Origin of the sequence: Silvimonas amylolytica, assembly GCF_014645555.1 — a bacterium.
GTDB classification, from domain to species: Bacteria; Pseudomonadota; Gammaproteobacteria; order Burkholderiales; family Chitinibacteraceae; genus Silvimonas; species Silvimonas amylolytica.
In genome coordinates, this window is record NZ_BMLY01000001.1 from 1,202,830 (window position 1) to 1,229,799 (window position 26,970).

Below are 26,970 nucleotides of genomic sequence, written 5' to 3' on the forward strand. Positions count from 1 at the left end.
AGGGATAACTGGCCACAAGCACGCTATGAACACTGCATAAGAACCATGGGTACTAGACCAAATGGACTAGTTCGCCCGCGGCAAAAAGTCCGGATCATGCGCCAGAACATGGTTTAATAACGGGTTTGGCGCACCGGCCCGGCCGGCTGCGGCCTTGCAACACATACAAGGGGTACAGGGGCAATATGGACAAAAGAGCGTTTCTGGCTGCTGGCGCAGCGCTGGTGGCGGGTGTAACCACCCCGGCTCTGGCCCGTAAAAAGGAAAAACCTGCTCCTGCACCCGAACCTGCTGCCCCTGGCCCGGCATTGCTGACTGTCTCTGGTGCAATCACCCGCAGCAATCGCGGTCCGCTTGATCCAATGTTTGATCAGTTGCTGAAAAAACAGAACGTCCATTTCAATTCGGCCTGGACCCTGACCTTTGCCGATCTGTTGAAAATGCCTGCAGTAGAAGTCAGCGCCACGCTGGAATACGACGGTAAACCGCATGTGCTCAAGGGCCCCTACCTGGCCCAACTGTTGGCCACGGCCGGCGCACCCACGCGCGATGGCACCAAAGTACTGTTGCGTGCAATTGATGGCTACGCAACCGGCGTTTCGTTAGGGGATATCCGTAAATACCGCTATATCGTTGCAACGCACATTGACGGTAAACCCATCCCTTTGGGCGGCCTGGGCCCACTTTGGGCGGTGTATGCGCCCGACAGCTTCCCGGAAATGACTGCCAAAGCCCTGCCTGACCGCTATGCGTCTTGCCCGTGGGGGCTGTATCACATTGAGGTTCTGACGGGTTGAGCCTGTCAGTTCGCCCAAGAGCAAAACAAAACCCGGCAGCACGCCGGGTTTTGTTTTGATCAATCACCCATTCAATGCGTTCAGGCAGGCATGCTGCCCGCGCCAATCCCATCCAGCGAAGCCAGGATCTCAGCCGGCAACTGGAGCGCCGCGCTTTCAATATTCTGTTGCAGATGCCCGACCGACGACGTTCCGGGAATCAGCAAGATATTGGGTGAACGTTGCAGCAGCCAGGCCTGCGCCACCTGCATGGGCGTGGCATTGCATTGCGCAGCCGCTTCACTCAGTGCATCGGCTTGCAATGGCGAAAAGCCCCCTAGCGGGAAGAACGGCACATAGGCGATGCCATCTGCAGCGAGGCCGTCGATCATGGCATCGTCATTGCGATGCGCCAGGTTGTACATGTTCTGCACGCAAACGATCTCGGCAATCGAGCGCCCTTGTGCCACCTGCGTCGGAGTAACGCTGGAAAGACCAATGTGCCGGATCAGCCCCTTGGCCTGCAATTGAGCCAGCGCCGTCAGTTGCGGCTCCAGATCACCTTCGGCGGGACCATGAACACTGAACATCATGCGCAGATTGACGACATCCAGTACCTCCAGGCCCAGATTGCGCAAGTTATCGTGTACGGCAGACTCCAGTTCTGCAGGCGAATTGGCGACGTTCCATGAACCATCGCTGCCTCGTCTGGCACCCACTTTGGTGACGATAGTCAAATCGTCGGCGTAGGGGTGCAGGGCCTCGCGGATGATCTGGTTGGTGACATGCGGGCCGTAAAAATCGCTGGTATCAATATGGTTGATACCGCTTTCGATCGCCGTTCGCAGCACAGCCAGGGCAGCGGCACGATCCTTGGGCGGACCGAACACCTGCGGGCCTGCCAGCTGCATGGCACCATAACCCATGCGGGTCACAGAACGACTGCCTAACTGGAAGGTACCGGCACGTTTTGCATTGGTCATGAATGTCTCCTTGGCGTTGATTGTTTTCAGGTACGTCGATATGTGTCTAGAATACGAATAATCCTTCAGAATTTGTATTCGCATATGCGCACCGAACCCATATACGCCCTGGATGCCCGCAAACAGCCACGACAGGCACGGTCGCAAGCCACGGTCGATGCCATTTTTGAAGCAACTATTCAGGTTCTGCTGGCCGAAGGACTGCCACGGCTCACCACAATTCGCGTTGCCGAGCGCGCGGGTGTCTCGGTAGGCACGCTCTATCAGTATTTTCCGCAAAAGCAGGCGCTGCTGTTTGCCGTGCTGCAACGGCATCTGGAACGGGTCGCCCAAACGGTCGAAGATGCTGCGCACGCCATGCACGGTGCAACGCTGGCACAGATGGTCAAGACCATCGTGACCGCGTTTGTGCAGATCAAAACGGAGAACCTGGAAGAATCCCGCGCACTGTACGCCGTAGCGGCCGAGCTGGATTCCCGCGACTACGTGCTTGGCATCAAGCAACGCAACCGGGCCGCCCTGGAGGCCATGCTCAAGACCGCATCTGACGCGCAGTTTGATGACATTGCCACCGTCACGTTCATGTTTGCCGGGGTGTTGATCGGGCCGATACAGGTGTTATTGGAGGGCCCCCCCTCTGCAGACATGCTGCGTATGTTGCCGGCACAACTGGAATCGGTTTGCCTTGGCTACCTGGAGCGCGAAGCCAATCCGGCAAACCGCGCCAAGGCGTCTTAGCCGTCTCCGTTGGCCGTTGTCGGCAAATTCGGGATAAAGCAAAACACCGCCATTCACGACGAGCGACGTCCCCACAACGTCATCACAGTCATCAGAAGCCAGCCAGAACGCCGCTTTCCCAATATCTTCTACTTCACCAATCCGGCCACACGGAATCAGCGCAAGCAGACGCGCCAGCGCCTCCGGGGTCGACCAGGCATCCTTGTTGATCGGCGTTCTGATGGCGCCAGGCGAAATCCCGTTAAAAAGCCTGATTTCTCTGAAAAAACAATGTCACTGATCTGACTTTTTTCCATCCTTCATTCACTACTGACAGAATGGTGTCAGTAGCCCCTGAGTAAATTGCATCTCAACGCCATTCCGGCGTCATACCAAAGCACTCAGGAGACTCGATCATGAACACCATTCAAAATCCGTTTTGCTGGACTGAAATTGCAGTGGCTGACATGGAGCGTGCCGTGCGTTTTTACGAAACCGTTTTTAACACCCAACTACGGCGCGAGGCGTTTGGCGATTCTGATCAAGCCATCTTCCCGCACGCTGAAGATCAGCCTGGTGGTGCACTGTTCAAAGCGGCCCACATGCAACCGGGTGGCAGCGGTACTCGGGCTTATCTGAATGTGGGCACGGAAAAACTCGATAGCGTGCTAGGCCGGGTAGAACAAGCCGGCGGCAAGATGGATTTCCCGGTGGTTTTTCTGGGCGATTGCATTGGCTACATCGCCGGCATGATCGACTCTGAAGGAAATCGGGTCGGTTTGTTTTCTCACGCAGGCTAAACAGGACAACTCATGCGCCGCGCAGACAGACTCTTCCAGATTGTGCAGTTTCTGCGCGGCCGGCGGCTGACCACTGCCCGCTGGCTGGCCGAAAAGCTGGAGGTCTCTGACCGTACCATCTACCGCGACATCCAGGACTTGATGGCTTCTGGCGTGCCCATTGATGGCGAGGCCGGCATGGGTTACGTGCTACACAAAACGTACGACATGCCGCCGTTGATGTTTGATCAGGAAGAAATCGAAGCCGTGACCATTGGCTTGCGCATGGTGCGCTCCTGGGGTGGCAACCGGTTGGAACGCGCCGCCATCCGCGCCCAGGCCAAAATCAACGGCGCATTGCCGCTGGATTTGCGTCGGCGCTTTGGTCGGGTGTCTTTGTATTCACCAGGGTGGACCAAGCCTTTCTCCGGGGAGTTTTTTGATCTGATCCATGCGGCCATCGGCAGCACCCAGGTACTGCAAATGGACTATTGCCGCATCGACAGCACCGAGAGCGAGCAACGCCACATCTGGCCGCTCGGGCTGTTTTTCTGGGGTGCCAAGTGGACACTGGTGGCCTGGTGTGAAAAGCGGGTGGACTTTCGCACGTTCCGGCTGGACCGGATCACCGCCTTGCAATCAGCCGGGCGCGATTTTACGCCGCAACGAGACCGGGACCTGGATGCGTATTTCAAGTCGGTGGGCGTGCCAGCGGATATGGACGACTGAGATGCCAGGTGTGCCGGAGGCCAGTCTGCCGGTCGCGATCACTTGCCAGTATTTTGTCGATCATCACGCCGCCCGCGCGGCTCCCCTTGCCCGCCAGCGCCCCCATCCCGCATAATTGCAACATTATTGCAATTACATCACTCCGGTTCGATGTCCCACCAACACGCTCACGATCATGCCCACACGCATGCGCACCACTCCGCCGCGCCCAAAAAGCCTGGTTTGCCGGCCCGCCTGTTTGCCTCCAGCGCCGGACAACGCTTGCTGATTGCGCTGGTGCCGCTGGCATTGGTGTGGCTGATGACCTGGTGGGCCATGTAAATGATCCGGCTAGATGACATCACCGTTTGCTACCGCAAACACCCGGCTGTGCATCACGTCAGTGGCACGTTCACAGCCGGTGGGCTCACCGCCGTGGTGGGCCCCAACGGTGCAGGCAAGACCACGCTGTTAAAGGCCATTACTGGCCTGCAACCGCTGACTACCGGCAAGATCGTTGCCGATGGTGCAATGGCCTATCTGCCACAACTGGCCGAACTGGACCGGCAATTCCCGCTGACCGTAAACGAGCTGGTTCTGTCTGGCGCGTGGAAGCGCAAGGGCGGGTTCTCCAGTCTGGCCGGTGATGAAGCCACGCGCACTCAGGCGGCACTGGATCGGGTTGGCCTGGGCGGTTTTGGCGAGCGCCCGATCAGCACGCTTTCTGGCGGCCAGTTGCAACGCGCGCGCTTTGCACGTTTGCTGGTGCAGGACACACCCATCATCTTGCTGGATGAGCCGTTCAACAATATCGATACCCGCACGCGCGAGACCCTGCTGCATATCCTGGAACACTGGCGTGATGAAGCCCGCACCGTGGCCGTGGTAGTGCACGACATGAGCATCGCCCATTCGCATTTCCCCGAAACCCTGTTGCTGGCGCATGAGGTCATTGCCTGGGGCCCGACTGCGGCGACGCTGGACCCGGCCAACCTGGATCGCGCGCAGCAAATGACTGAATACTGGCAAAACGATGCCCCCTGGTGTGCCCGTCCATGACCCTCAATGAACTTCTGATTGCGCCCGTCACGGACTTTGCCTTCATGCGCCGCGCGCTGGCCGGTTGTGTGGCGCTGGCGACTGGCTGCGCGCCGATGGGCGTCATGCTGGTCTTGCGCCGCATGAGCCTGATGGGCGATGCGCTCTCTCACGCCGTGCTGCCGGGTGCTGCGGTTGGCTTTATCTTTGGTGGCTTTGCCCTGCCCTGGTTGGCGGGTGGTGGTATTGCCGCTGGCTTGCTGGTCGCGCTGCTGGCAGGTCTGGCCAGCCGCTTTACCAGCTTGAATGAAGACGCCAGTTTTGCCGGTTTCTATCTGGTCTCGCTCGCGGTCGGCGTGGTGCTGGTCTCGCGCTGGGGCAGCAATGTCGATCTGATTCACTTGCTGTTCGGTTCTGTGCTGGCCATTGATGACCCGGCGCTGCTGCTGCTGGCATCCATCACTACGCTTACTTTGCTGTGGCTGGCGATCAATTATCGGGGCGTGATTCTGGAGTGTGTGGATCCAGGCTATCTGGCCGTGAATGGCGGTCGAGGTAGCCGTTATCACCTGGGTCTGATGGTGCTGACCGTGTTCAACCTGGTGGCTGGCTTCCAGGCGATGGGCACACTGATGGCCGTGGGCATGATGATGCTGCCCGCCACCATCGCCCGTCTGTGGGCCGATACCCTGGCCGGTTTGCTGCTGGCGGCATGGCTATCGGGTGTGGCGGCCAGCGTGGTCGGGCTGCTGCTGTCGTACCACCTCAACCTGCCTTCCGGCCCGGCGATTGTGCTGGTGGCGGGCGTGCTCTACCTGCTGTCGCTGTGGCTGGCTCCGCATGGCTGGCTGGGACGCCGCGCCAGCAAGACCCATCTGCAACACTAAGCTTCAAGGAAAACCCATGACGCGCTTTGCCCGCCTGATCCGTTCGCTGGCACTGATCAGCCTGATCACCTTGTCAGGCTTGGCCAGTGCAGCAGACCGCATGCCAGTGGCGGTGAGTTTCTCAGTCCTGGGCGATCTGGTACGCCAGATTGGTGGCGAGCGGATCAACACAGTGCAGCTCGTCGGCCCGGATGAAGACGCGCACGTCTTTCAGCCTACACCTGCAGCCATCGCCGATGTCTCACGCACCAAGCTGTTTTTTGTGAATGGCCTTGGGCTGGAGGGCTGGCTGACGCGATTACAGCAAGCTGCCGGTTACAAGGGCCAAGTCATCACCGTCAATCAAGGGGGTGATGCGCTGACCATGACGGAAGATGGCAAACGCGTCACTGACCCGCATACCTGGCAAGACCCGGCGCGCGTCAAAGGCATGATCGAGGTCATTACCAGGGCGCTGGTCAGCGCTGATCCAGCCGGTAGCACCTACTACCGTCAGCGCGCAGACGCCTACCAGAAACAACTGGATGACCTCTCCGTCTGGGCCACCACCCAGTTCAACAGCATCCCTGCGACCAAGCGCGTGATCCTGACCTCACATGATGCTTTTGGCTATCTGGGTCACCGTTTTGGCCTGAAGATTCTGGCCCCGCAAGGGGTGTCGACTGACGCAGAGCCCAGCGCCAAAGAAGTGGGTGATCTGGTCCGGCAGATTCGTGCCAGCGGCATCCGTGCTGTGTTCATGGAAAACATCAGCAACCCGAGAATGGTGCAGCAAATTGCCGCAGAAACCGGCAACACGGCCACGGCAAGGCTGTACTCAGATGCATTGTCCAAAGACGGCAGTGCAGATACTTATCTGAAGATGTACCGCCACAATGTGACCGCACTGGTAGCGGGAATGAAGCTCAACAAGTAACGCCGCGCCGCAGGGTGGATTGTGGCTGCGTGCTGAATCCACCTTACGCTTTGACGAGTGTTTTTCGAACCGTCCCAATCAGCCTGATCGCCTCACGCTTGATCTCGTCATGATTGAGCCCGGCAAAACCCAGCATCCAGCCCTCAACCTGCTGAGGGCCCAGATGGGCACTGCGCAAATCCCGTAACTGTGTACCCGCAGCCCGCGCCGCTGGTGTCAGTAGCGCCTCATGTCCGGCCGGCAACAGTCCTGCACACTGCAAGCCACTTTCAAATCCGACCAGTTGCAACTGATCGGCCAGGGGCGAGAACGCCTCCAGCAAGCAATCCCGCCGGCTACGATACAGCAGCCGCATGCGCCGCAAATGAGCGCCAAAATGCCCCTGGCTAATGAAGTCTGCTGTCACCGCTTGCTGCAGGTAACTACTGTGCCCGTCGCACGCCCGGCGGGCACTGCTCAACGCAGGTATCAAAGACTCAGGCGCCACTACGTAGGCCAACCGCAAGCCCGGAAACAGCACCTTGCTGAAGGTGCCGACATACAGGACGCAACCGGCGTCATCCAGCCCCTGCAAGGCAGGCAGTGGCTTGTGATCGTACTGGTATTCGCCGTCGTAATCGTCTTCGATAATCCAGGCTTTGTGCTGACGGGCCAGTTCCAGCAAAGCCATCCGCCGCGCCAGCGACATGCGCATGCCCAATGGATACTGATGCGACGGTGTCACGTAGATCATGCGTGGTGAGGGCAACTTTACATTGCCTTGCCAGGCCAGCCCTTCTTCATCCAGTGGCACCGCTTGCAATACCGCTCCGGCCGCTTGTAACGCAGCGCGTGCGCCGTGGTACCCCGGATCTTCTACCCACGCAGTATCTCCGGCATCCAGCAACGTGAGTGCGAGCAATTGCAATGCCTGTTGCGAGCTGGCCAGAATCATCACCTGCCCGGCATGGCAACGCACACCGCGTGATTGCGCCAGATACGCGGCAATGGCCTGACGCAACGGCAAATGGCCCTGCGGATCGCCGTATTCCATCAGCGCGTTGTGACCCGCTTGCCGCAAGATGCGTGCCTGCAAAGCATTCCAGATTTCGTGTGGAAACGCGCGCATGTCCGGAATACACGCACGCAGACCTGCGTTGCCTTCGGCTTTGAGCGTGGTGCGCTGCATGGATAAACCCCGTTGCGACGGCCCGGCAATCGCAGTACCGCCGGTGGGCCGGGCCGGAAAGCGCGCCAGCACGTCAATGGCCACAAAGGTTCCGGCGCCCACTTTGCGGTTGACATAGCCTTCAGCTTCCAGCCTTGCGTAGGCCGCTTCGACCGTCACCCGCGCCACACCCAGCTCCATCGCCAACGCGCGCGATGCGGGCAAACGCTGACCGACACCCAGATTGCCCTGCAGGATCTGCGCGCGCACCTGGCGGCAAACCTGCTCTTGTAACGACACGCCAGCGGCGTCTTGTGCAAGCAGTGGCATTGGCCTTATCCATTTAGAGTTAATGGCATCATATGAAAGACCATTTTCACCCTAAACTGCGGCCATGACCAACCCGCGGACCAAAACAATGCAAACATGGCAAAACGATCTGGGTCAGCCTCTGGGCGAACCCTTACCTGACTGGACCATGCCCCCATTTCCCCCGCAGCACATCCTAAGCGGGTTTGGTTGCCGGCTTGAACCGCTGAATGCGGCAAAGCACGGGGGTGATCTGTGGCAAGCCTTCAGTGCCGATACCGCAGGAAAAATGTGGACATACCTGACTGCCGGCCCGTTTGCCAGTCAGGCCGAACTGGAAGTCTGGCTGCGGCAGATGACCAGCAAGCCCGATCCGCAGCCGTACGCGGTTGTCGATGCTGAAACCGGAAAAACCCACGGACTGATCTGCTATCTGCGCATCGCGCCGGAATCGGCCAGCATTGAGGTGGGTTGGGTCACGTTCTCGCCGATATTGCAACAAACCACTCTGGCCACCGCCGCGCAGTTCTTGCTGATGCGCAACGCATTTGCGCTCGGCTATCGCCGCTATGAATGGAAATGCAATGCGCTGAATATCCCGTCGCACAGGGCAGCAGAACGACTGGGGTTTACGTTTGAAGGGATCTTTCGCCAGGCCACAATCAACAAGGGCCGCAGCCGCGATACCACCTGGCTATCCATCCTCGATAAAGAGTGGGTCAAGCTGGAACCGGCGTATCTACAGTGGCTGGATGCCAGCAACTTCGACGCAGACGGCCGTCAGCGGGTCAGTTTGTCTACGCTGACACGGGCCGCACTGGCTGGCCGCGAAGACTAAACCGGGAGACGCACGGCGACGTATACGCCGTGGAACGTGGCGGCCAGTTGATTGCTGGCCGTTTTTACTTCTACCGACACCGCCAGCCGGCCCTTGCCACGGCGGGTATACATGCGAGCAAACGCGGCAAGTTCATCGGCCGATGGCGGCAAGACGTGTGCAGTAAAGTCGGTGGCAATCGGCAGTACAAAGTCAGTCGAACCGGACTGGATGACCACATCCGCACCCTCACCCGCAGCGACATTCACGGCCATCCAGCCCGCAATGGTCGCCAGTGTGGAAATACTGCCCCCAAAAGCGGTGGCGTGATCGTTGCGGTTGGGTTCAAACGGCGCTGACAAATGCCAGGCGTGCTCATCACCCAGTACTGCCACTTGCATGGCAGCCAGCAGTGGAAACCCTTCGTGTAACCGCTGCTGCCAGGATGAGGCAAACAGGCTCACGCGCTCAGGAGCCCGAATTCACCGGGGTGCGCGGCGGCAGGAACAGCGCCGCAATCTGCTTGGGACGGGTGCGGCCCGTCAACGGTGCATCCGGCATTTCGGAGGCCGAAGTACGAGCGCTACCACCGAGGGCTGGCGTCTGATTGCGTACAGGCGCCATACCAGGCTTGCCGCTGCGACGGTCATTGTTGCGATCGCTACGTTGTTCGCTACGGTCATTGCGATCACTGCGCTCATGGCGCTCGCTGCGTTCGGCGCGGGCTGGCGGCTCTACGTGCGTGCCAGGTGAGAAACCCGGCACCGGCGTGAGCTGGAAATTCTTCTTGATCAGCTTCTGGATGCCGACAAAGGCTTTTTCTTCACCCGGATCAACCAGCGAGATCGCTACACCCTTGGCGCCGGCCCGGCCAGTTCGGCCAATGCGGTGCACGTAATCTTCCGGGTTGCCCGGCAACTCAAAGTTCACCACGTATGGCAGTTCCGTGATGTCCAGACCACGGGCGGCCACGTCAGTGGCGACCATGACCTTGATCCGGCCTTCCTTGAACGACGCCAACGCTTCCATACGCGCTTTCTGGTCGCGATCACCGTGCACGGCCTCGCAGGCAAAACCTTCACGCTTCAGATCACGTGCCAGCTGATCGGCACCTTGCTTGGTGCGCGTGAACACAATCACCTGCTGCATGTCTTGCGTGCGGATCAAATGCGCCAGCAACGCGCGTTTGCGGTGGGTTTCACACGGATGAAGAATCTGTTCGACGTTATCGTTGGTGGCGTTCTGACGGGCCACTTCAACGGTCACTGGCTCGTGCAGGAAGTCAGCGACCAGTTTTTTGATTTCCGGCGAGAACGTGGCAGAGAACAGCAGCGTTTGCTTGCGGTTCACCAGCATGTCCATGATCCGGCGAATATCCGGAATGAAGCCCATATCCAGCATGCGATCGGCTTCATCGAGCACCAGAATTTCAACTTGCGAGAGGTTCACGGTTTTTTGCTGCACGTGATCCAGCAAGCGACCCGGAGTGGCGACCAGCACTTCAATGCCGCCACGCAGTGCGGGGATCTGGCCATTGATGTCCACGCCGCCATACACCACGTGGCTACGCAAGGCCTGATACTTGCTGTAGGCCTTGACCGATTCGGCCACCTGATCGGCCAGTTCACGCGTCGGCGTCAGAATCAGCGCGCGCAGCGGATGTCGGGCCGGGGAAACACTCGTATTGGCGTGGGGTGCCAGGCGGGTCAGAATGGGCAGCGTAAACGCGGCCGTTTTGCCAGTACCGGTCTGGGCTGCACCCAGTACATCTTTACCTTCCAGCACGACAGGGATGGCTTGCGCCTGGATCGGGGTCGGGCTCTCATAGCCTTGTTCTTCAACTGCTTTGAGTACTGCGGGCGCCAGCCCCAGCGTTGCAAAAGTCATCCTGCGCTTACTCCACCAAACAAAAAATCCGGATTACAACCGGTAATCAGACACCAGAGCGTTCTCTAAACCTCTGGATAATCAAAGAGTTTATCACGGTTCAGCTGTCACGGGCTGCATTTGCCAGCGTGTCTGTCAGCACTTTGCTTACGTTCATGCCGGATGCCACCGTCACATCAACCATATCAATGATAAATGATTGACAAAATGTAAAGAGTTGCGGTGTTTAAGGCCAACTATGACACATACATAGAAGTCTCTACCCGCCATAATGGCGTTGTCCCTGAAGCGACCCGTTGCACAAAGGCAGAGTGCAACATGACCTGGTCGCTTCTGAACCCAGACAATTCTCCGTTTGGCGGGTTGCAGTCCACTGGTCAGGCCCATGCCCCCGCATGGCCAGACTGGTGGGTGATATGCACTGAAGCCGTGGCCCCGAGCATGATGCCGGGGCCATTTTTTTTGTTTGCGGACAAACTCAATCTTGATAACATTGAGTCAGTCCATCATACAAAAACCAGCCATGACTACCCCGCCGCTCAATCTGCCTGACAACGACACTCTCAAACGCTGGACGCATGGCCAGATCCTGGTTGTACCGGCGCTGAGCCGTAGCTTTGTCCTGACCAATGATTGGGAAAATGCCCGCAGCGGCGATCATCCAGAAGCCTATCGTGATGGCGAGGCGTGGTTGTCGCGCGATACGCAGTACCTGCCGCGCCTCAATTTCCGCGTCACCGAAGCCATTGCCGCACCTGCCAAAACAAGTGCACCCGGCGGGTTTATCAGTGGTGTGTACTGGCATAGTGCCCAGGAAGGCGTCCAGGTAAGACGCGACGGCTTCCGGGCGTTTCCTCCAGCACGCCGCAAGCATCAGCCGGGCGAAATCACAGAGCACGGCAAGCTTGTCATCCAGACGCGCCACCCGCGCACGCTGGAAGCCATCAGTCGACTGGCGGAGCGACTAGGCACGCGTGAGCAAAGCTTGTTGCTGGATGCGCTCTACAGCGGTCTGACCCACATTGCCAGCACGCGACTGGACCCCGCGCGTGCTGAAGCGTTCCTCAAAGCTTTCAGCGTGACCCAAGCCACCGACCGGGCCACCCAGGAGCCCGATCAAGACCCTTTTTCCATACTGTAAACGGCCGCCAAACCTTGCAGACAGCAACATTTGCCGGTCACGCCTTGTTGCACCGCACGTCGAAGCTCTTACAGATTGGCTAGAGGTAGTGCGGCCTGTTCGGTTACAATCGAAGACTTTCCATCACCGATCCAGGCAGGAGAAACACCCATGTCGATGGCTGACCGCGACGGCGTCATCTGGTACGACGGCAAACTGGTTGAGTGGCGCTCGGCGACCACCCACGTACTGACCCACACGCTGCATTACGGCCTTGGTGTATTCGAAGGCGTCCGCGCTTATGAAACCCCGAATGGCCCGGCCATCTTCCGCCTGCAGGATCACACTGACCGCCTGTTCCGCTCTGCCCACATTCTGGGCATGAAGCTGCCGTTCTCCAAAGAAGAACTGAACGCAGCCCAACTGGCAGTCGTCAAAGAAAATGGCCTGAAATCTTGCTACCTGCGTCCGATGGCGTTCTACGGCGCCGGCAAGCTGGGCGTTGCCCCGCCGGTTGACGATGTGCATATCATCGTGGCCGCCTGGCCTTGGGGCGCTTACCTGGGGACTGATGGCCTCGAAAAGGGCATCCGCGTGAAGACCTCCAGCTTCACCCGCCACCACGTGAACATCACCATGTGTAAAGCCAAGGCCAACGGCAACTACATGAACTCGATCCTGGCCAATACCGAAGCCACCCGCGACGGTTACGACGAAGCCCTGTTGCTGGACAACGAAGGCTACGTGGCAGAAGGCTCCGGCGAAAACGTGTTCATCGTGCGCAAGGGCAAGATCTACACGCCGGACCTGACCAGCGCGCTGGAAGGCATTACCCGCGACACCATCGTGCAACTGGCTGAAGAACACAATATTCCGGTGATCGAAAAGCGCATCACCCGTGACGAAGTCTATAGTGCCGATGAAGCCTTCTTTACCGGTACAGCAGCCGAAGTGACGCCGATCCGCGAACTGGATGGCCGCACCATTGGCGAAGGCCGTCGTGGCCCGGTAACCGAACTGCTGCAAAGCCGCTATTTTGCTTGCGTGAAGGGCCAGGAAGGCTCCCGCGCCGAGTGGCTGACCCTCGTCAAGTGAGCGACAAGAACATGAGTGATCTCAAAGAAAACACCCAACGCGTGATCGAAGTCGGTGCGGCCGACCTGCCGCTGCACTGCCCGATGCCTGACATGATGAAATGGAACGCTCACCCGCGCGTGTTCCTGCCCATCGACCGCACTGGTGAAGCGCTGTGCCCGTATTGCGGTACGCAGTACCGCTTGAAGGCTGGCGAAGTCGTCAAGGGCCACTGAGCGTTGCTCAGGCTGTAGACAAAACGGCGCGCTGCGCCGTTTTGTCATTTACGCGTACGTTTTGTATCAGCCGTATCCAACCGCACACTTTGCAGACCAACACTGAACCACTGCATGAATAAAATCCTGATTGTGGCCCCGGCCTGGGTGGGCGATGCCATCATGGCCCAACCGCTGTACCGTCGCCTTGCCGAACGCTGGCCTGGCGTGAAGATCGACGTGCTGGCACCGCCGTGGACACGCCCGGTGCATGCCCGCATGCCCGAAATCAGCGAGACCATCGATAATCCGTTTGGTCATGGTTCATTGCGCCTGATGGAACGCATCAAGCTCGGCCGGCAACTGCGCAAGCGTGGTTACGATCAAGTTATTGTGCTGCCCAATTCACTCAAATCAGCGCTGATTCCGTGGTTTGCCAATATCCCCAAGCGCACCGGCTGGGTGGGCGAAGCGCGTTTCATCCTGATGAACGACACCCGCACGCTTGACCCCATCGCCCTGCCGCAAATGGTCGAGCGCTTTGCCGCATTGGCCGATGCTCCGGGCGTGCCGCTGGCGCGTCCAGTACCCCATCCACGCTTGAAGATTGACCCGGCTGCGCGGGATGCTGCACTGGCCAAATTGGGTTTGACGGCAGACCGCCCGATCGTCGCGTGCTGTCCGGGTGCGGAGTACGGCCCGGCCAAACGCTGGCCTGCCAACCATTTTGCTGATCTGGCCAATCACCGCATGTCGCTGGGTGAGCAAGTCTGGTTGTTTGGTTCCAGCAAGGATCAGGAAATCGCCAGCGAGATCGCCGCACTGGCACCGGGCACCGTTAATCTGTGCGGCCAGACCAGCCTTGCCGAAGCCATTGACCTCATGTCACTGGCACAGGTGGTCGTCGCCAATGACTCTGGCTTGATGCACGTTGCGGCCGGTCTGGATCGACCACTGGTGGCCATTTACGGCTCCAGTTCGCCCGAGTTCACCCCGCCGCTGTCCAACCGCGCAGAAATCGTCACGCTTGATCTGGAATGCAGCCCGTGTTTTGAACGGGTGTGTCCACTGGGCCACATGAACTGCCTGAACCAGCTGGAAGCGGATCGCGCCAATCGCGCCATCAACAAACTGCTGTTGCTCGGCGCACACACCTGATCAACGCCAGGAAAATCACGCCTGGCGGGAGTCGTGCGCCGTGTAACGGAGAAAACCCGGCCTGGCACCCACCATCGTTGCGAACAAGTCGTGTCACGCCAAGCCGTAATGACAAACAAGTACACACCCGCTTGCCGGGGTTATCCATTGCATCGACTTGGCTGAATACCCAGGTGCCCGCATAATGGACATTATTAACAAGTCACTTTAAGAAGAAACGCCACTGCGATGGTTGTCAAAAAATTCTACGGCGCCACCACCCGGGACGCGCTCCGGCAGGTGCGGGACGAACTGGGCCCGGATGCCCTGATTTTGTCCAACCGCCAGGTTGCGGGCGGCGGCGTGGAAATCATGGCAGTGGCCGACTCTGATGTGGCTTCGCTGACGGGTGTACCAAGCCCCAGCAGTTCGCGCACGCCTTCGCGCGCCAATGGTGCGCGCCTGATGCGCTCTATTCATACAGACAACAACTCTCCGGCCACGCGCGCACTGGAACGCTCCTATGCGATCCCGGATGAAGAACACGAGGATGACGACAGCGAACCGTCGCTGGCCGACATCAATCCATCTACACCTGCCTACGAGCCACCGGTCCCTGCACCGGGCTACACCAGCTTGCTGGATGAGCCCATGCCCCGCCAGTCTGCGGTGGCACAGTCTTCCCCTCAACCCGCACCGGCTCCCGCTTCGCCCTCGCTGGGGTTCAAACCGTCTGCACCGGCAACGCGCCGTGAAGAGCCACTGCACACAGCGACGCATTTTCGGTATGAAGATGAACTTGGCCAACCGCAAAAACAGGTGCCGGCCAACAAAGAGGTGATGGAAGACATCGCACGGGAAATCCGCCTGCTGCGTGGACTGATGGAAAGCCAGATTGCCGGCATGGCCTGGGGTGAATTGTCACGTCACAAGCCAGAAAAGCTGGAAGTCTTGCGCCAGTTGCTGGCGGGTGGGTTCTCGCCCGCACTGAGCCGCCAGCTGGTCGAAAAAATGCCGGACCTGGCACTCGATGCCGGCATGCGCTGGATCAAGGCGGCGCTGGTCCACAACCTGCCTGCCAGCGCGGGCGATCTGATTGAACGCGGCGGCACGTATGCCTTGATTGGCCCGACTGGCGTGGGCAAGACCACCACCGTTGCCAAGCTGGCCGCACGTTGCGCCCTGCTGCACGGGCCAGATTCCGTCGCCCTGCTGACCACCGACAGTTACCGGATCGGCGCGCAGGACCAACTGCGTATTTACGGACGCATCATTGGTATTCCGGTGCATGACGTCAAAGATCAGACCGATCTGGAACTGACTCTGGCCGACCTGTCTGACCGCCACCTGGTGCTGATCGATACCGTCGGCATGGGCCAGCGTGACCAGCGCATTACGGAACAACTCGCCCTGTTTGGCCGTGACCGTGTAGAAACAATCTTGCTGCTGGCTGCCAACGCGGCCCCCGCCACGCTCGATGACGTCGCACGGCGCTACAAGAACCCGACGCTGGCCGGTTGCATTCTGACCAAGCTGGATGAAGCCATGAGCCAGGGCGGTTGCCTGGATGTCGCCATTCGCCATCGTCTGGCACTGCAATTTGTCACCAACGGCCAGCGCGTGCCAGAAGACTTGCACCGCGCCAATGTGGACTATCTGATCGACCGTGCCTTTCGCACTGCCGCCGGTGACAACCCGGTGTACCAGCTGCGCAAGGACGAATACCCCCTCTATATGGGCTCGCAAAACACCGCCAGTGATATTCCGCTTGATCTGTCGGTGAGAGATCGTCGTGGCCAGTAAAGGCCGGCCAGACCAGGCCGCCGGGTTACGCGCCCTGCTCAGCCCCACGCCATGCCGGAGCATCAGCCTGAACGGAGGGCGTGGCGGTACAGGTGCCACCACACTGGCGATCAATCTGGCCGCGGCGCTGGCAGAGCGTCAGCGTGAAGTATTGCTGCTGGATGAATTTGAAGGCTTGTCCAACTCTTTGCACCGGCTGCGCCGCAAAGAGGCCTGGCATTTTGAATCTGTGCTGCGCCGTGAAGTGACGTTGCCTGATGCACTGGTTCACACCGATGCCGGGTTCTCCATTCTGCCCGTGTCAGCCCGGCCGACCATTCTGGCCAATCTCAATGAGCGTGAACTGACCTGGCTGGCGCAGGAGTTTGAAAACCTGGTCGCCAGTACGGACTTCCTGTTGCTGGATACCCGCCCGACTACGCTGGCTGGCGTACCCAGCCTCTCTCTGGCGGCTGATGACGTACTCATCATTGTTTCGCACAATGCCGAATCGATCACCGATGCCTACGCCACGATCAAGGTACTGCACAACGAATATGCCCGCCGCGAGTTCCGGATCCTGGTCAACCGCGCGACCAGCCTGGAAGACGCCACGCAACTGTTCGACCGCATCCGCAGTGTGGCCATGCAGTATTTAGGTACGCAGATTCAGTTACGACTGGTGGGTTACGTGCCAGAAGACGAGAAACTCAAGCGTGCGACACGACTTGGCCGGACGGTGATCGAGGCTTTCCCGGATGCCGAGGCAAGTCATGCATTCCGGCAACTGGCTGATGCCATGCTACGCTGGAAGCGATCCAGCCAATCGCACGAAACGCCTGGCCACTTTGTTTACCGGCTGGTTGAATCCAGCCGCATTCTTACCGACCGACTGCAGAACTGAGCCGACCGCACCTACCCATGGCCCACACCGAGCCGCCCATCACTGCCATTGCAGACCTTCGCCAGGATACTCAGGGCGAACACCTCTATCTGGCAGGACGGCTGGATGCGAGCGGCACGGCCGCCATCTGGGACAAAGCACGTCAACTGGCCCGGCACGATTTGCGCGTGGAAGCCGCAGCGGTGGACTACTGCGATGGCGCTGGCCTCGCGCTGATCTATGCCCTGATCCAGCAAGGCGCACAGGTGGAAAACCTGCCGCAGCGCTACGGTGCATTGCTCAATGAACTCAATCCAGCACAACCGCTGCAAACCGCCCCGCCAGAGAAACGCCCCGCGTTTCTGATTCGCCTGGGTGCGCGCGCCGCTGCCATCTGGTCATCCTTCTACGACTTGATGTCATTTACTGGCGAGCTGACGGCTGCCTGGGGTGTCTGGCTGCGCAAACCTGGCATCATGCGCTGGGGCGACATGCTGGAGCAGTGCATCAAGGCAGGCGTCAACGCCACGCCAATCGTGTTGCTGGTGGCCTTTTTGTTTGGGGTGATTCTGGCGTTCCAGTCAGCCGTACCCATGCGGCAGTTTGGCGCTGAACTGTTTGTGGCCAACCTCGTCGGCTTGTCGCTGGTACGTGAACTGGCGCCATTAATGACCGCGGTGCTATTGGCCGGCCGCACGGGCGCAGCCTTTGCTGCTGAAATCGGCACCATGAAGGTGAACGAAGAAATCAATGCGCTGATCACACTGGGTCTGGAACCAGTGCGTTTCCTTGTATTGCCGCGTATTTTGGCCGTCACCTTGATGGCGCCGATGTTGACCGTTCTGGCCGAAGTTATTGGCATTCTGGGCGCTGGCCTTGTGTTACTGACCTTCAATATTCCGCTGCAGACCACCGTCGCCCAGGTCATGGATTCAGTCGGGTTCGCAGACTATATCGGTGGGCTGGCCAAGGCCACTGTCTATGGCTTTGGCATTGCCGTAATTGGCTGCCGGCGCGGGCTGAATACCGGTGCAGGCGCCAGCGCGGTAGGTGCCAGCACCACGCAGGCCGTGGTCAGCAGCATTGTCATGCTGGTTGTGGCAGATGGCCTGTTTGCCGTCGCCTTTTACTATCTGGGGTGGTAAATGGATGTCATCCAGGTAGACAACGTCACCTGTGCCTACGGCCGCAATGTCGTGCTCAAAGACATTAACCTCTCGGTGCATGAGGGTGAAATCCTGACCATTCTTGGTGGCTCTGGCTGCGGCAAATCCACTTTGCTCAAGCACATGATCGGACTGGAAAAACCACGCACCGGCCACGTGCTGATCAAAGGCGAGAACCTGACCCGCGCGGCGGGCGACGAGCGCCGGCGAATACTGTCGCAGTTTGGCGTGGCGTATCAGTCAGGTGCGCTGTTTGGCTCGATGACGGTGCTGGAAAACGTCATGCTGCCATTGCAGTCCTACACGCATCTGACCCCCGATGCGCAAGACTTGATCGCGCGGCTCAAATTGCGCCAGGTAGGGCTGGAGCAATTTGCCGATTATCTGCCGTCGGCGTTGTCTGGCGGCATGCAAAAGCGCGCGGCCATTGCCCGTGCACTGGCGCTGGACCCGGCCATTCTGTTTCTGGATGAACCGTCTGCCGGGCTTGATCCGGTCACCTCCGCCGAACTGGACGCGCTGATTATCCGGCTGGCGCGTGTACTGGGGCTGACGTTTGTGGTGGTGACACATGAACTGGCCAGCATCTTTGCCATTGCCGACCGGGCCATCATGCTGGATAAACAGAACAAGGGCATCATTGCCGAGGGCAAGCCCGCCGATTTGCGCGACCATCATCCGGACGAGCGCGTAACCCGGTTTTTCAGACGTGGAGCCGTATGACGACTCACAATCGACACTATTTCCGCCTTGGCCTGTTTGTGGTGCTGGCCGTCGTGACCGCTGCCATCCTGTTTGTGGCGTTTGGCGCCAATCGCTGGCTGGGCAAGCGTGTGACCATGGAAACGTATTTTGACGAATCCGTACAAGGCCTGGATGTCGGCTCCAAAGTGCGTTATCGCGGCGTCACGGTGGGCGAAGTCAGCAAGATTTCATTTACCTACACCAAATACCAGCAAGAGTCGCCGCCCTCAGAGCGCCTGCAATATGTGCTGGTGGAAATGCGCTTTCGGCCCGAGATCTTCGGAGGTCGCGCTATCCAGATTCCCAGCCAGGAAAACCTGCAGCGCGAAATTGACCGCGGCCTGCGCGTTCGGCTAACCCCGCAAGGTCTGACTGGCACCAGCTATCTGGAAATCGACTATTTCAACCCCTACGCCAACAAGCCGCTGGTCATCAACTGGAAGCCACAGGATCTGTACATTCCGTCGGCCCACAGCGCGGTATCGCAACTGATGAACGCCACGCAAGACGTCATCACACGCATGCAAAAGCTGGACATCGAAACCACCGTGGATCGCCTCAACCATTTGCTGGCCACCACCGACAATGCGCTCAGCGCGATTCCGGTCGAGCACATTGCGCGGTCTATCGACAGCCTTGCGGTCAAGCTGGACAAAATCCAGGTGGGCCGTCTGGCTGATGACACCAGCGCAATGGTGAACGAAGTCCGTGCCACCTCGGCCAGTCTGCACGCTTTGCTGAACGCGCCAGGCATGGCCAGCGCGCCAGCCAATCTGGCCGCCAGCACCGAGAAACTGCGCGCCTTGCTCGATAGCCCGCAACTGGCTGATTCGCTCAAGCACCTGGATCAAACCATGACCCGGCTGGATCGCATTACCGCCGGCAACGAAGGTCAGCTCTCAGAGACGCTGACAAATCTGCACTCTGCCAGCGAAGACCTGCGCCGCCTGACCGATCGCGCCAATAACAACCCCGGTAGCCTGCTGTTTGGCAGCATGCCTACCCCCTACCCGCTGCCCACGCCATGATCAGAGCCCCACATCTGTTGATTGCCCCGCTATTCGCGCTACTGGCAGCATGTTCCAGCGCGCCGCCGGCTGAGTCGCGTTATGAACTCGACGCCGTCCGCCCTGAGAGCATCGCCGCTACGCCACGTTTTGCGGACACGCTCAAGGTCATGCTGCCCAATGCGGTTGCCGGGCTGGATGGCACGCGGTTCATCTACCGGGAAACGGCCCAGCGTTATGCGCGCGACCCCTATCGGGGCTACACCTCGCCGATCCCCTTGTTCGTGTCAGACCGCATGACCGACTGGCTCAGCCGTAGCAATCTGTTCTCGCACGTCATTCCAGGTCGCTCGCCATGGGGCACGCGTTATGTACTCGAGAGTGACATCCGCGCGTTCTACATTGACCTGCGGCCGGATCAACCCCATACCGCGCAAGTGCGATTGGGCGCCCGTGTGCGTGACACCGAAACCAACGGCTTTGTCTATGACGGCGAAGTAACCGGATCGGCCCGGGTGGCCGACCCCGCCAGTGGCGACAGTTTTGCCGCCGCGCAGTCGCAGGCGCTGGGTGAAGCACTTTCGCAACTTGAAACCGCGCTGCGCAAGGTTCAAGTCCCGGCGCAGTAACCCGCCTGGATACCCTTTACCGGGCTGTCCATGCAGCATTGCCACACACGCCGCACTTTCTTTTCTTAAAATAAGCCTGATTTTGAATTTATCCGCCAGCAAGCATTTGCTGGTTGAGGCAAAATCAGCACTGCGTATTTCGAGAAAGATATGGTCGCCGTTACCCGCCCGCTTGCCCAGTCCATTGCCGAAGCCGCCGATCCGGCGCGCTGGCTTTCTGCGCTCTCCAGCCGCTATCCGGCTGAGCATATCCGCCGCCTGGAACAGGCGCTGGAGTGGTCTGCCTCGCTCTATCAAGGCAAGACCCATCCCGATACCAATGAACCACTGTTTCCACATGCCGTCGCAGCGGCGTCCATCGTCGCCGATCTGAACCTGGATGCCGACGCGGTCATTGCGACGTTGCTGTTTGCGATTCCAGATAGCCTGGCGGATGCCGAAATTGCCATCGAAACGCACTTTGGCAAAGCCGTTGCGACGCTGGTGGAAGGCGTGTGGCGCGTACGCAAAATCCGTACGCTGGCCCAAGGCCGTACCCGTGGCGCCGACCATGCCGAGCAGATCGAAGCCCTGCGCAAGATGCTGCTGGCCATGGTTGAAGATATGCGGGTGGTGCTGATCAACCTGGCATGGCGCACGCAAACCATGCACACGCTGGGCGGCGTGGCTGATGAAGATCGTCGCCGCATTGCGCGGGAGACACTGGATATTTACGCCCCGCTGGCCAACCGGCTGGGCGTCTGGCAGATCAAGTGGGAGCTTGAAGATCTGGGTTTCCGCTACATGGAGCCTGAGACCTACAAGAAGATCGCCAAGCTGCTGGACGAACGCCGCGTTGATCGCGAGAGCTTTATCAATAACGTGCTGTCCACCCTGCGCACAGAGTTAACGGCTGCAGGGATCAAACACGTCGATCTGATGGGTCGGCCCAAGCACATTTTCAGCATCTGGAAAAAGATGCAGAAAAAGAAGCTGGATTTCTCCGAGCTGTATGACATTCGCGCCGTGCGCGTGCTGGTCGACGACGTCAAGGATTGCTACACGGTGCTGGGCATCATCCACAATCTGTGGCAACCCATCCCCGGCGAATTTGACGACTACATTGCCAACCCCAAGGGTAACTTCTATCGCAGTCTGCATACGGCCGTGATCGGCCCCAGTGACAAAGCGGTTGAGGTGCAAATCCGAACCTTCGACATGCACGAACATGCCGAATTCGGTGTCGCCGCGCACTGGCGCTACAAAGAAGGTGGCAAGGGCGACAGCAAATACGAAGAGAAAATCGCCTGGTTGCGCCAATTGCTGGACTGGCGTGAAGACATGGCGCAGGAAGCGCATCTGGCCGATGCCTTCAAGGCTGAACTGTTTGACGACACCATCTATGTGCTGACCCCGGCCGGCCGCGTGATCGCGCTGCCCAAGGGTTCGACGCCGGTCGATTTTGCATACCACTTGCATAGCGATCTGGGCCACCGCTGCCGGGGGGCCAAGGTCAACGGGCAGATTGTGCCGTTGAACACCCAACTGGAGAACGGCCAACGGGTTGAGATTCTGGCCGCCAAGGAAGGTGGCCCCAGCCTCGACTGGCTGCATCAGGGCTACGTCAAAAGCCACCGCGCGGCACAGAAGATCCGTTACTGGATACGCCAGCAAAACCTGGATGTCGTCGTTGCGGAAGGTAAATCGCTTTACGACAAGGAAGCCGCCCGTGCCGGTGCCACGCAAGCCAACCAGGATGATGTGGCTCAGCGACTGGGTTACAAGACCGTCAACGAGTTGTACGTGGCGCTGGGCCATGATGATGTCTCGCTCAGGCAACTGGCCGATGCATTTGTCACGCATCCGCAACCGGTAGAAGAAGCTGTTTCGCCAGAAGACGTGGTCAAGCGTGCACGCGCTGACCAGCATGGTGAAGGCATTCTGATTGAAGGCGTGGATCAGCTAATGACCATGCTGGCCAAGTGCTGCAAACCCGTTCCGCCGGATGCGGTGGTCGGGTTTGTGACCAAGGGCCGTGGTATCTCGATTCACCGTTCGGACTGCATTACGCTCAAGCGTCTGGCGGCGGCATCGCCAGAGCGCTTGATCAAGGCGGACTGGGGTAAACAGACGGGTAACGTATTTGCCACTGATATCCTGGTAGAAGCGCATGACCGACCCAGCTTGTTGCGTGACCTGTCCGACGTGATGTCGCGTGAGAAAATCAACGTGACGGGCGTCAACACGCTCTCGAAAAACACCTTAGCGCGGATGCGCTTTACCGTTGAAATCAGGGGCGTCGCTGACTTGCCACGGATTTTTGTGCGGCTGTCAGATGTACCTGGCGTATTGAAGGTGGAACGTGTCTAAGTCACTCGTCGTCCTGAGTTTGTGCATCGCCACACTACTGCCCCTCACCGCGAGTGCGGCCGATGACGCATCGGCCCCTGCCAGCGCAGCACAGCAACTTGCGGCATCCGGACCACTGACACCGGTTAAATTCAGGAACAACTGGAACGGTTTGGTCAGTCAGATCGCCGCAATGGGCACAGCAGACCAGGCGCAAAAGCTCAGTGAAACGCTGTTGCTGGGCGAGATGACGCCCGAAGCCGGAGGCAAAGACAGTACCTGGCTGGCACGCTGTGGCGACGGTGACCGCGTGACGCTGACTGCGGCTACACCTGATTCGCCACTCACCCACGTCACGATTGAAACCCCCATCAATGCGGCTCAATTGGGCCCGGGCCGGGTCGCCCCTGCCGTAATGTGGACCCTCAGTTTCTTTCACCCGGAACGCAATAGCGAAGACATCAAGAAACTGGCCGTCCGGTTAATGCAAGGCATGGCCACGCAGCAAACCAGTACGGTTGAGGATGGCACTGACGAGTACCGTCTGAGTGCCCTGCCCGATGGCGCCCTGCGTTTTGATGCACATCGCACAGTTGCCGCGAAATAAAAACCGGACTAACCCAACGTCGGGCTGATCACGCCGGTTAACAGCAACACCGTTTGCAATATGCCAAACAACGCAATCGCCCCGGCCCCGGCCCAGGACAAACCCCGTTGCCAACCACGCCGATGGCCATGCGCGGGCGCCAGTCGATTCACGCCCATGGCACCAAGGCTGATCAGTGAGACGGTGATCGCTACGCCCGCCGCCATTGCAAACGTAGACACAACACCAGTCAGAAAAATGCCGTTGGCCAGGCAGAATATGAGCACCAGGATCGCGCCCGTACAGGGCCGCAAGCCCACGGCGGCACCCGCCAGAGCCATCTGCCGCCAGTTACGCGCGGCACGCTCTGGCGCGGTAGCCCGGTAAACCATCTTGCTGTTGGCACCGCCGCCCGATTTGCGCCGCAGCGGAGTATGCATGGCGCCCGCTTTGAGCACCTGCGGTTTTTCCGGCTCACAACCGCAGGTATCCAGCCCGTGTGCCAGGCGCCACACCATCAATAAACCCATGCCACCCAGAATGGCATAACTGACTGTTTCCAGCGTGGCCGCGTGGTTAAGAATGCTGAGCGATGTATTTCCCAGCAATGCGGCCAGGCCCCCCACCAGCGCAATCGCACACAGTGCCTGCACCGTCGCGGCCCATGCGCTCAAGGCCACGCCATGCAGAATGCGCGCCCGCTGCGTCAGAAAATAACTGCCAATCACCACTTTGCCATGGCCTGGCCCCGCAGCGTGCAGGACGCCATAAACAAAAGACACCAGCACGATCAGCCACAAAGCAGTGGAACTACCGGTCTGCCGGCTTTGCTGTAACGCACTCCGCAAGATGGCGTTGAGCTTGCTTTGCCAAATCACTAACTGGCCGATCACAGCGCGCGCCGGCGCAGGTAATGACGAGATCGTTTGTTCCGGATTGGCCACCACCGGCGCGGCAACGGCCATGCTGGCGGCGGGCGTGGATGCGGCCTGCGCCGGCACAACCGGCCGTCCAAAGTAATCCACCGCCATGGCGGGTTGAACCCAGGCTAGAACAACCAGCGCCAACAAGGCCAGCAGGCGGCGCCATGGTTTGAGTGCAAACATCAGCAGATCACCTTCCACACGAGCGGGTTCACTGAGCCATAGAAGATCGGGTGGGCGTGGTCTTCGAACGACTCGAGTTTGCAGCTCCCCACGCCATCGCCGGTGAGCGCAACGGAGGTTGGTTTGGTCGGTTCGTAGTCCACAAAGTACGATTCATCGTAAAAACCCAGTGTCACCCGGCCCTGATGCGGATCGACCGGGCGCTCCAGCGGCAGCGTGAACTCATACACCATCTTGTTGCCTTCCAGCTTTGCGACAAAGTCCGTGGGCGATTTGACGTTGACGGGGGTTTTCTCAATAAAAACGTGCTGGAAGTAGCCATAGTTCTGCAGATTATCAAAGCCACCCTTCTTCACCCTGGCCGCTTCAGCCTTCGTGAGCGGCTTACCCGGCTTGTGGTCTTTGGCAACATCGCCCAGCACCGCTGTGGTGAAGTCTTCATCAAAGACCCAGCGCTCTTTGAGCGATTCGATCTTGCCCTGTTTGAACTGCACGGCCACGTCATACGTGACCCAGACATGCGGGTGCGCCTGCGCCAGCACAGGAAAGAACAACGTGGCCAGCGGCCAGCAACGGGACAAGCGAGGCATAAAGGGTGCGATCAACCAGAGAACGTCAACAAAACCGCAAGCAGAGGTCATTTAACGGCCAGAATCGCCAGCCGATGACACTACCGGCGCGCCAGTCTAGCGCCATCTTGCAAGGCCAAATAAAAAAAGCGGCCGGAAGGCCGCTTTTTTAAGGGGAATGCCGTTCGCCTTAGCGCGTACGACGCTCGCCCACTTTCACGATCTTCAGGCTGTTAGTGCTGCCGCCCAGGCCAACCACATCGCCATAGGTGAACACCACCAGGTCGCCCTGCTGGACCACGCCACGCTGAATCAGTTCCAGCTCTGCGCGGATCAACAGCGCTTCCTGGTTCGCGTTTTCGTACGACATGATGAACGGGTAAACATCGCGGAACAGCGCCAGACGCGCGTAGGTATCGGCTTCCGGGGTCAGCGCGTAAACCGGTACGCCGCTGATAAAGCGCGACAGCCACAGGGCCGAAGCGCCCGATTGGGTCAGCGCGGCGATCGCTTTGACCTTGAGGTGACCGGCAGCGAACAGTGCAGCCATGGCGACGGACTGGTCGATACGGGTGAAGTCACCTTGCTTGAGCACTTCATCACTGATGCGGGTGTCTTGCGATTTTTCAGCTTCAAGACAGATACGGGCCATGGCTTCCACGGTCTCGACCGGGAACTTGCCGCTGGCGGATTCGGCCGACAACATCACGGCATCGGTGCCATCGAGCACAGCGTTGGCCACGTCAGACACTTCCGCACGGGTCGGCACCGGGCTGCTGATCATGGATTCCATCATCTGCGTAGCGGTGATGGTCAGCTTGTTCTTGCGGCGTGCGGCCTTGATCATCTTCTTTTGCAGGGCCGGCACTGCAGCATCGCCGACTTCAACAGCCAGGTCACCACGCGCCACCATGATGCCGTCAGAAGCATCCAGGATTTCTTCCAGGTTGGTAATGGCTTCAGTGCGTTCGATCTTGGCGATCAACAGCGCCTTGCTACCGGCAGCGCGCAACAGGGTGCGGGCCATGTACATGTCAGCACCACTCTTGGGGAAAGACACCGCCACGTAATCAGCCTTGATCACGGCAGCAGTCTTGATGTCTTCCATGTCCTTGGCAGTCAGCGCCGGGGCGGTCAGGCCACCACCTTGCTGGTTGATACCCTTGTTGTTGGACAGAATGCCGCCCACTTTCACACGGGTGTGTACTTCGCTGCCCAGCACTTCGGTGACTTCCAGCACAATGCGGCCGTCATCCAGCAACAGGATTGCACCCGGCGAGACATCGTTCGGCAGCTCTTTGTAGTCCAGACCGACGCGGTCAATGTTACCGAGGCCGTCAAACGCAGCATCCAGGATGAACGCAGCACCGTTCTGCAGATCCACCTTGCCGTCTTCAAACTTGCGCACGCGGATTTTGGGACCTTGCAGGTCAACCAGGATCGCCAGCGGCGAATTGGCCTTGCCGGCTTCCTGGCGCACCAGTTCTGCACGGTCCATATGATCTTGCGCGGTGCCGTGAGAGAAATTCAGACGCACCATGTTCACGCCGGCGCTCACGAGGCGGCCCAGCGTAGCTGCGTCGTTGGAAGCCGGGCCCAGCGTGGCTACGATTTTTGTGCTGCGTTGCATGCAATTCACTCCTGTCTCTGATCGAGAGAT

At 59.2% G+C, this 26,970-nt stretch carries 29 protein-coding genes; 21 read left to right on the forward strand and 8 right to left on the reverse strand.

Going from position 1 to position 26,970, the window contains the following annotated elements; genetic code table 11:
* Nucleotides 1-185 precede the first annotated feature (185 nt).
* Entirely contained in the window at nt 186-797 is a 612-nt protein-coding gene (locus IEX44_RS05240) for a putative pterin-binding protein (RefSeq protein ID WP_188689805.1), read from the forward strand.
* A gap of 80 nt (nt 798-877) precedes the next feature.
* Here IEX44_RS05240 and IEX44_RS05245 read toward each other — a convergent pair whose 3' ends face one another.
* Complete coding sequence (locus IEX44_RS05245; protein ID WP_188689808.1) at nt 878-1,759, reverse strand: aldo/keto reductase family oxidoreductase; 882 nt, start codon at nt 1,757-1,759, stop codon at nt 878-880.
* Nucleotides 1,760-1,843: 84 nt separating this feature from the next.
* Here IEX44_RS05245 and IEX44_RS05250 point away from each other — a divergent pair, with 84 nt between their 5' ends.
* Nucleotides 1,844-2,497, forward strand: coding sequence for a TetR/AcrR family transcriptional regulator (locus IEX44_RS05250; RefSeq protein WP_188689810.1), 654 nt, complete (start codon nt 1,844-1,846; stop codon nt 2,495-2,497).
* Here the strand turns inward: IEX44_RS05250 and IEX44_RS21300 are convergent.
* Complete coding sequence (locus IEX44_RS21300) at nt 2,378-2,752, reverse strand: SDR family oxidoreductase (protein WP_188690454.1); 375 nt, start codon at nt 2,750-2,752, stop codon at nt 2,378-2,380. The two genes, IEX44_RS05250 and IEX44_RS21300, sit on opposite strands and share 120 nt — an antisense overlap.
* A 140-nt stretch (nt 2,753-2,892) precedes the next feature.
* Here IEX44_RS21300 and IEX44_RS05260 point away from each other — a divergent pair, with 140 nt between their 5' ends.
* The 6 genes from IEX44_RS05260 (at nt 2,893) to IEX44_RS05285 (ending at nt 6,804) form a co-directional block, all read left to right on the forward strand.
* Nucleotides 2,893-3,276: a VOC family protein gene (locus IEX44_RS05260; protein WP_188689813.1), complete on the forward strand. Its 384-nt coding sequence runs from the start codon at nt 2,893-2,895 to the stop codon at nt 3,274-3,276.
* 12 nt (nt 3,277-3,288) lie between these two features.
* Nucleotides 3,289-3,984, forward strand: a complete 696-nt coding sequence (locus IEX44_RS05265; RefSeq protein ID WP_188689816.1) for a helix-turn-helix transcriptional regulator — start codon at nt 3,289-3,291, stop codon at nt 3,982-3,984.
* Between the two features lie 150 nt (nt 3,985-4,134).
* The gene (locus IEX44_RS05270; RefSeq protein WP_188689820.1) at nt 4,135-4,305 is read left to right on the forward strand and encodes a hypothetical protein; all 171 of its coding nucleotides are present in this window, start codon (nt 4,135-4,137) and stop codon (nt 4,303-4,305) included.
* Nucleotides 4,306-5,022, forward strand: coding sequence for a metal ABC transporter ATP-binding protein (locus tag IEX44_RS05275; RefSeq protein WP_188689822.1), 717 nt, complete (start codon nt 4,306-4,308; stop codon nt 5,020-5,022). It abuts the gene before it with no gap.
* Nucleotides 5,019-5,888 carry a metal ABC transporter permease gene (locus tag IEX44_RS05280; RefSeq protein WP_188689825.1) on the forward strand — a complete coding sequence of 290 codons (870 nt, stop codon included), beginning with the start codon at nt 5,019-5,021 and terminating at the stop codon, nt 5,886-5,888. Before IEX44_RS05275 ends, IEX44_RS05280 begins: the two co-directional genes overlap by 4 nt.
* Nucleotides 5,889-5,904: 16 nt before the next feature.
* Nucleotides 5,905-6,804 carry a metal ABC transporter substrate-binding protein gene (locus IEX44_RS05285; RefSeq protein ID WP_188689828.1) on the forward strand — a complete coding sequence of 300 codons (900 nt, stop codon included), beginning with the start codon at nt 5,905-5,907 and terminating at the stop codon, nt 6,802-6,804.
* 43 nt (nt 6,805-6,847) lie between these two features.
* On the opposite strand, the gene pdxR is transcribed toward IEX44_RS05285, so the two are convergent.
* Nucleotides 6,848-8,281, reverse strand: coding sequence for a MocR-like pyridoxine biosynthesis transcription factor PdxR (gene pdxR, locus IEX44_RS05290; protein WP_188689831.1), 1,434 nt, complete (start codon nt 8,279-8,281; stop codon nt 6,848-6,850).
* A gap of 88 nt (nt 8,282-8,369) precedes the next feature.
* Between pdxR and IEX44_RS05295 the strand changes: the two genes are divergently transcribed.
* The gene (locus tag IEX44_RS05295; protein ID WP_188689834.1) at nt 8,370-9,098 is read left to right on the forward strand and encodes a GNAT family N-acetyltransferase; all 729 of its coding nucleotides are present in this window, start codon (nt 8,370-8,372) and stop codon (nt 9,096-9,098) included.
* On the opposite strand, the gene IEX44_RS05300 is transcribed toward IEX44_RS05295, so the two are convergent.
* A complete protein-coding gene (locus IEX44_RS05300) occupies nt 9,095-9,541 on the reverse strand; it encodes a YiiD C-terminal domain-containing protein (RefSeq protein ID WP_188689837.1) in 447 nt (148 codons plus the stop codon). The two genes, IEX44_RS05295 and IEX44_RS05300, sit on opposite strands and share 4 nt — an antisense overlap.
* Before the next feature lie 4 nt (nt 9,542-9,545).
* Entirely contained in the window at nt 9,546-10,964 is a 1,419-nt protein-coding gene (locus IEX44_RS05305; protein ID WP_188689840.1) for a DEAD/DEAH box helicase, read from the reverse strand.
* Between the two features lie 523 nt (nt 10,965-11,487).
* Here IEX44_RS05305 and IEX44_RS05310 point away from each other — a divergent pair.
* The 12 genes from IEX44_RS05310 (at nt 11,488) to IEX44_RS05365 (ending at nt 23,656) form a co-directional block, all read left to right on the forward strand.
* A complete protein-coding gene (locus IEX44_RS05310; protein WP_188689842.1) occupies nt 11,488-12,105 on the forward strand; it encodes a hypothetical protein in 618 nt (205 codons plus the stop codon).
* A gap of 150 nt (nt 12,106-12,255) precedes the next feature.
* Nucleotides 12,256-13,179 (forward strand): branched-chain amino acid transaminase, encoded by a 924-nt coding sequence (locus IEX44_RS05315; RefSeq protein WP_188689844.1) that lies wholly within the window; start codon nt 12,256-12,258, stop codon nt 13,177-13,179.
* 11 nt (nt 13,180-13,190) lie between these two features.
* Complete coding sequence (locus tag IEX44_RS05320) at nt 13,191-13,394, forward strand: zinc-finger domain-containing protein (RefSeq protein WP_188689847.1); 204 nt, start codon at nt 13,191-13,193, stop codon at nt 13,392-13,394.
* A gap of 114 nt (nt 13,395-13,508) precedes the next feature.
* Nucleotides 13,509-14,531, forward strand: coding sequence for a lipopolysaccharide heptosyltransferase II (waaF, locus tag IEX44_RS05325; RefSeq protein WP_188689849.1), 1,023 nt, complete (start codon nt 13,509-13,511; stop codon nt 14,529-14,531).
* A gap of 228 nt (nt 14,532-14,759) precedes the next feature.
* On the forward strand, nt 14,760-16,313 hold the full coding sequence (gene flhF, locus IEX44_RS05330) for a flagellar biosynthesis GTPase FlhF (RefSeq protein ID WP_188689852.1): 1,554 nt from the start codon (nt 14,760-14,762) through the stop codon (nt 16,311-16,313).
* Nucleotides 16,303-17,196, forward strand: a complete 894-nt coding sequence (locus tag IEX44_RS05335) for a MinD/ParA family ATP-binding protein (RefSeq protein ID WP_188689855.1) — start codon at nt 16,303-16,305, stop codon at nt 17,194-17,196. Before flhF ends, IEX44_RS05335 begins: the two co-directional genes overlap by 11 nt.
* A 17-nt stretch (nt 17,197-17,213) precedes the next feature.
* The gene (locus tag IEX44_RS05340) at nt 17,214-18,320 is read left to right on the forward strand and encodes an ABC transporter permease (protein WP_188689858.1); all 1,107 of its coding nucleotides are present in this window, start codon (nt 17,214-17,216) and stop codon (nt 18,318-18,320) included.
* Nucleotides 18,321-19,064: an ABC transporter ATP-binding protein gene (locus IEX44_RS05345; RefSeq protein WP_188689861.1), complete on the forward strand. Its 744-nt coding sequence runs from the start codon at nt 18,321-18,323 to the stop codon at nt 19,062-19,064. It abuts the gene before it with no gap.
* Complete coding sequence (locus tag IEX44_RS05350; protein ID WP_188689864.1) at nt 19,061-20,113, forward strand: MlaD family protein; 1,053 nt, start codon at nt 19,061-19,063, stop codon at nt 20,111-20,113. The genes IEX44_RS05345 and IEX44_RS05350 overlap by 4 nt, the downstream gene beginning before the upstream one ends.
* On the forward strand, nt 20,110-20,721 hold the full coding sequence (locus tag IEX44_RS05355) for an ABC-type transport auxiliary lipoprotein family protein (protein WP_188689867.1): 612 nt from the start codon (nt 20,110-20,112) through the stop codon (nt 20,719-20,721). The genes IEX44_RS05350 and IEX44_RS05355 overlap by 4 nt, the downstream gene beginning before the upstream one ends.
* A gap of 150 nt (nt 20,722-20,871) precedes the next feature.
* On the forward strand, nt 20,872-23,070 hold the full coding sequence (locus IEX44_RS05360) for a RelA/SpoT family protein (protein WP_188689872.1): 2,199 nt from the start codon (nt 20,872-20,874) through the stop codon (nt 23,068-23,070).
* Nucleotides 23,063-23,656, forward strand: coding sequence for a hypothetical protein (locus IEX44_RS05365; protein WP_188689875.1), 594 nt, complete (start codon nt 23,063-23,065; stop codon nt 23,654-23,656). Before IEX44_RS05360 ends, IEX44_RS05365 begins: the two co-directional genes overlap by 8 nt.
* Before the next feature lie 8 nt (nt 23,657-23,664).
* Here IEX44_RS05365 and IEX44_RS05370 read toward each other — a convergent pair whose 3' ends face one another.
* The 3 genes from IEX44_RS05370 to pyk all read right to left on the reverse strand — a co-directional run bounded on the left by IEX44_RS05370 (nt 23,665) and on the right by pyk (nt 26,940).
* Nucleotides 23,665-24,741, reverse strand: coding sequence for a nickel/cobalt transporter (locus IEX44_RS05370; RefSeq protein ID WP_188689878.1), 1,077 nt, complete (start codon nt 24,739-24,741; stop codon nt 23,665-23,667).
* Nucleotides 24,741-25,331, reverse strand: a complete 591-nt coding sequence (locus IEX44_RS05375) for a DUF1007 family protein (RefSeq protein ID WP_188689882.1) — start codon at nt 25,329-25,331, stop codon at nt 24,741-24,743. The genes IEX44_RS05370 and IEX44_RS05375 overlap by 1 nt, the downstream gene beginning before the upstream one ends.
* A gap of 169 nt (nt 25,332-25,500) precedes the next feature.
* Complete coding sequence (pyk, locus tag IEX44_RS05380) at nt 25,501-26,940, reverse strand: pyruvate kinase (protein ID WP_188689886.1); 1,440 nt, start codon at nt 26,938-26,940, stop codon at nt 25,501-25,503.
* Nucleotides 26,941-26,970 lie beyond the last annotated feature (30 nt).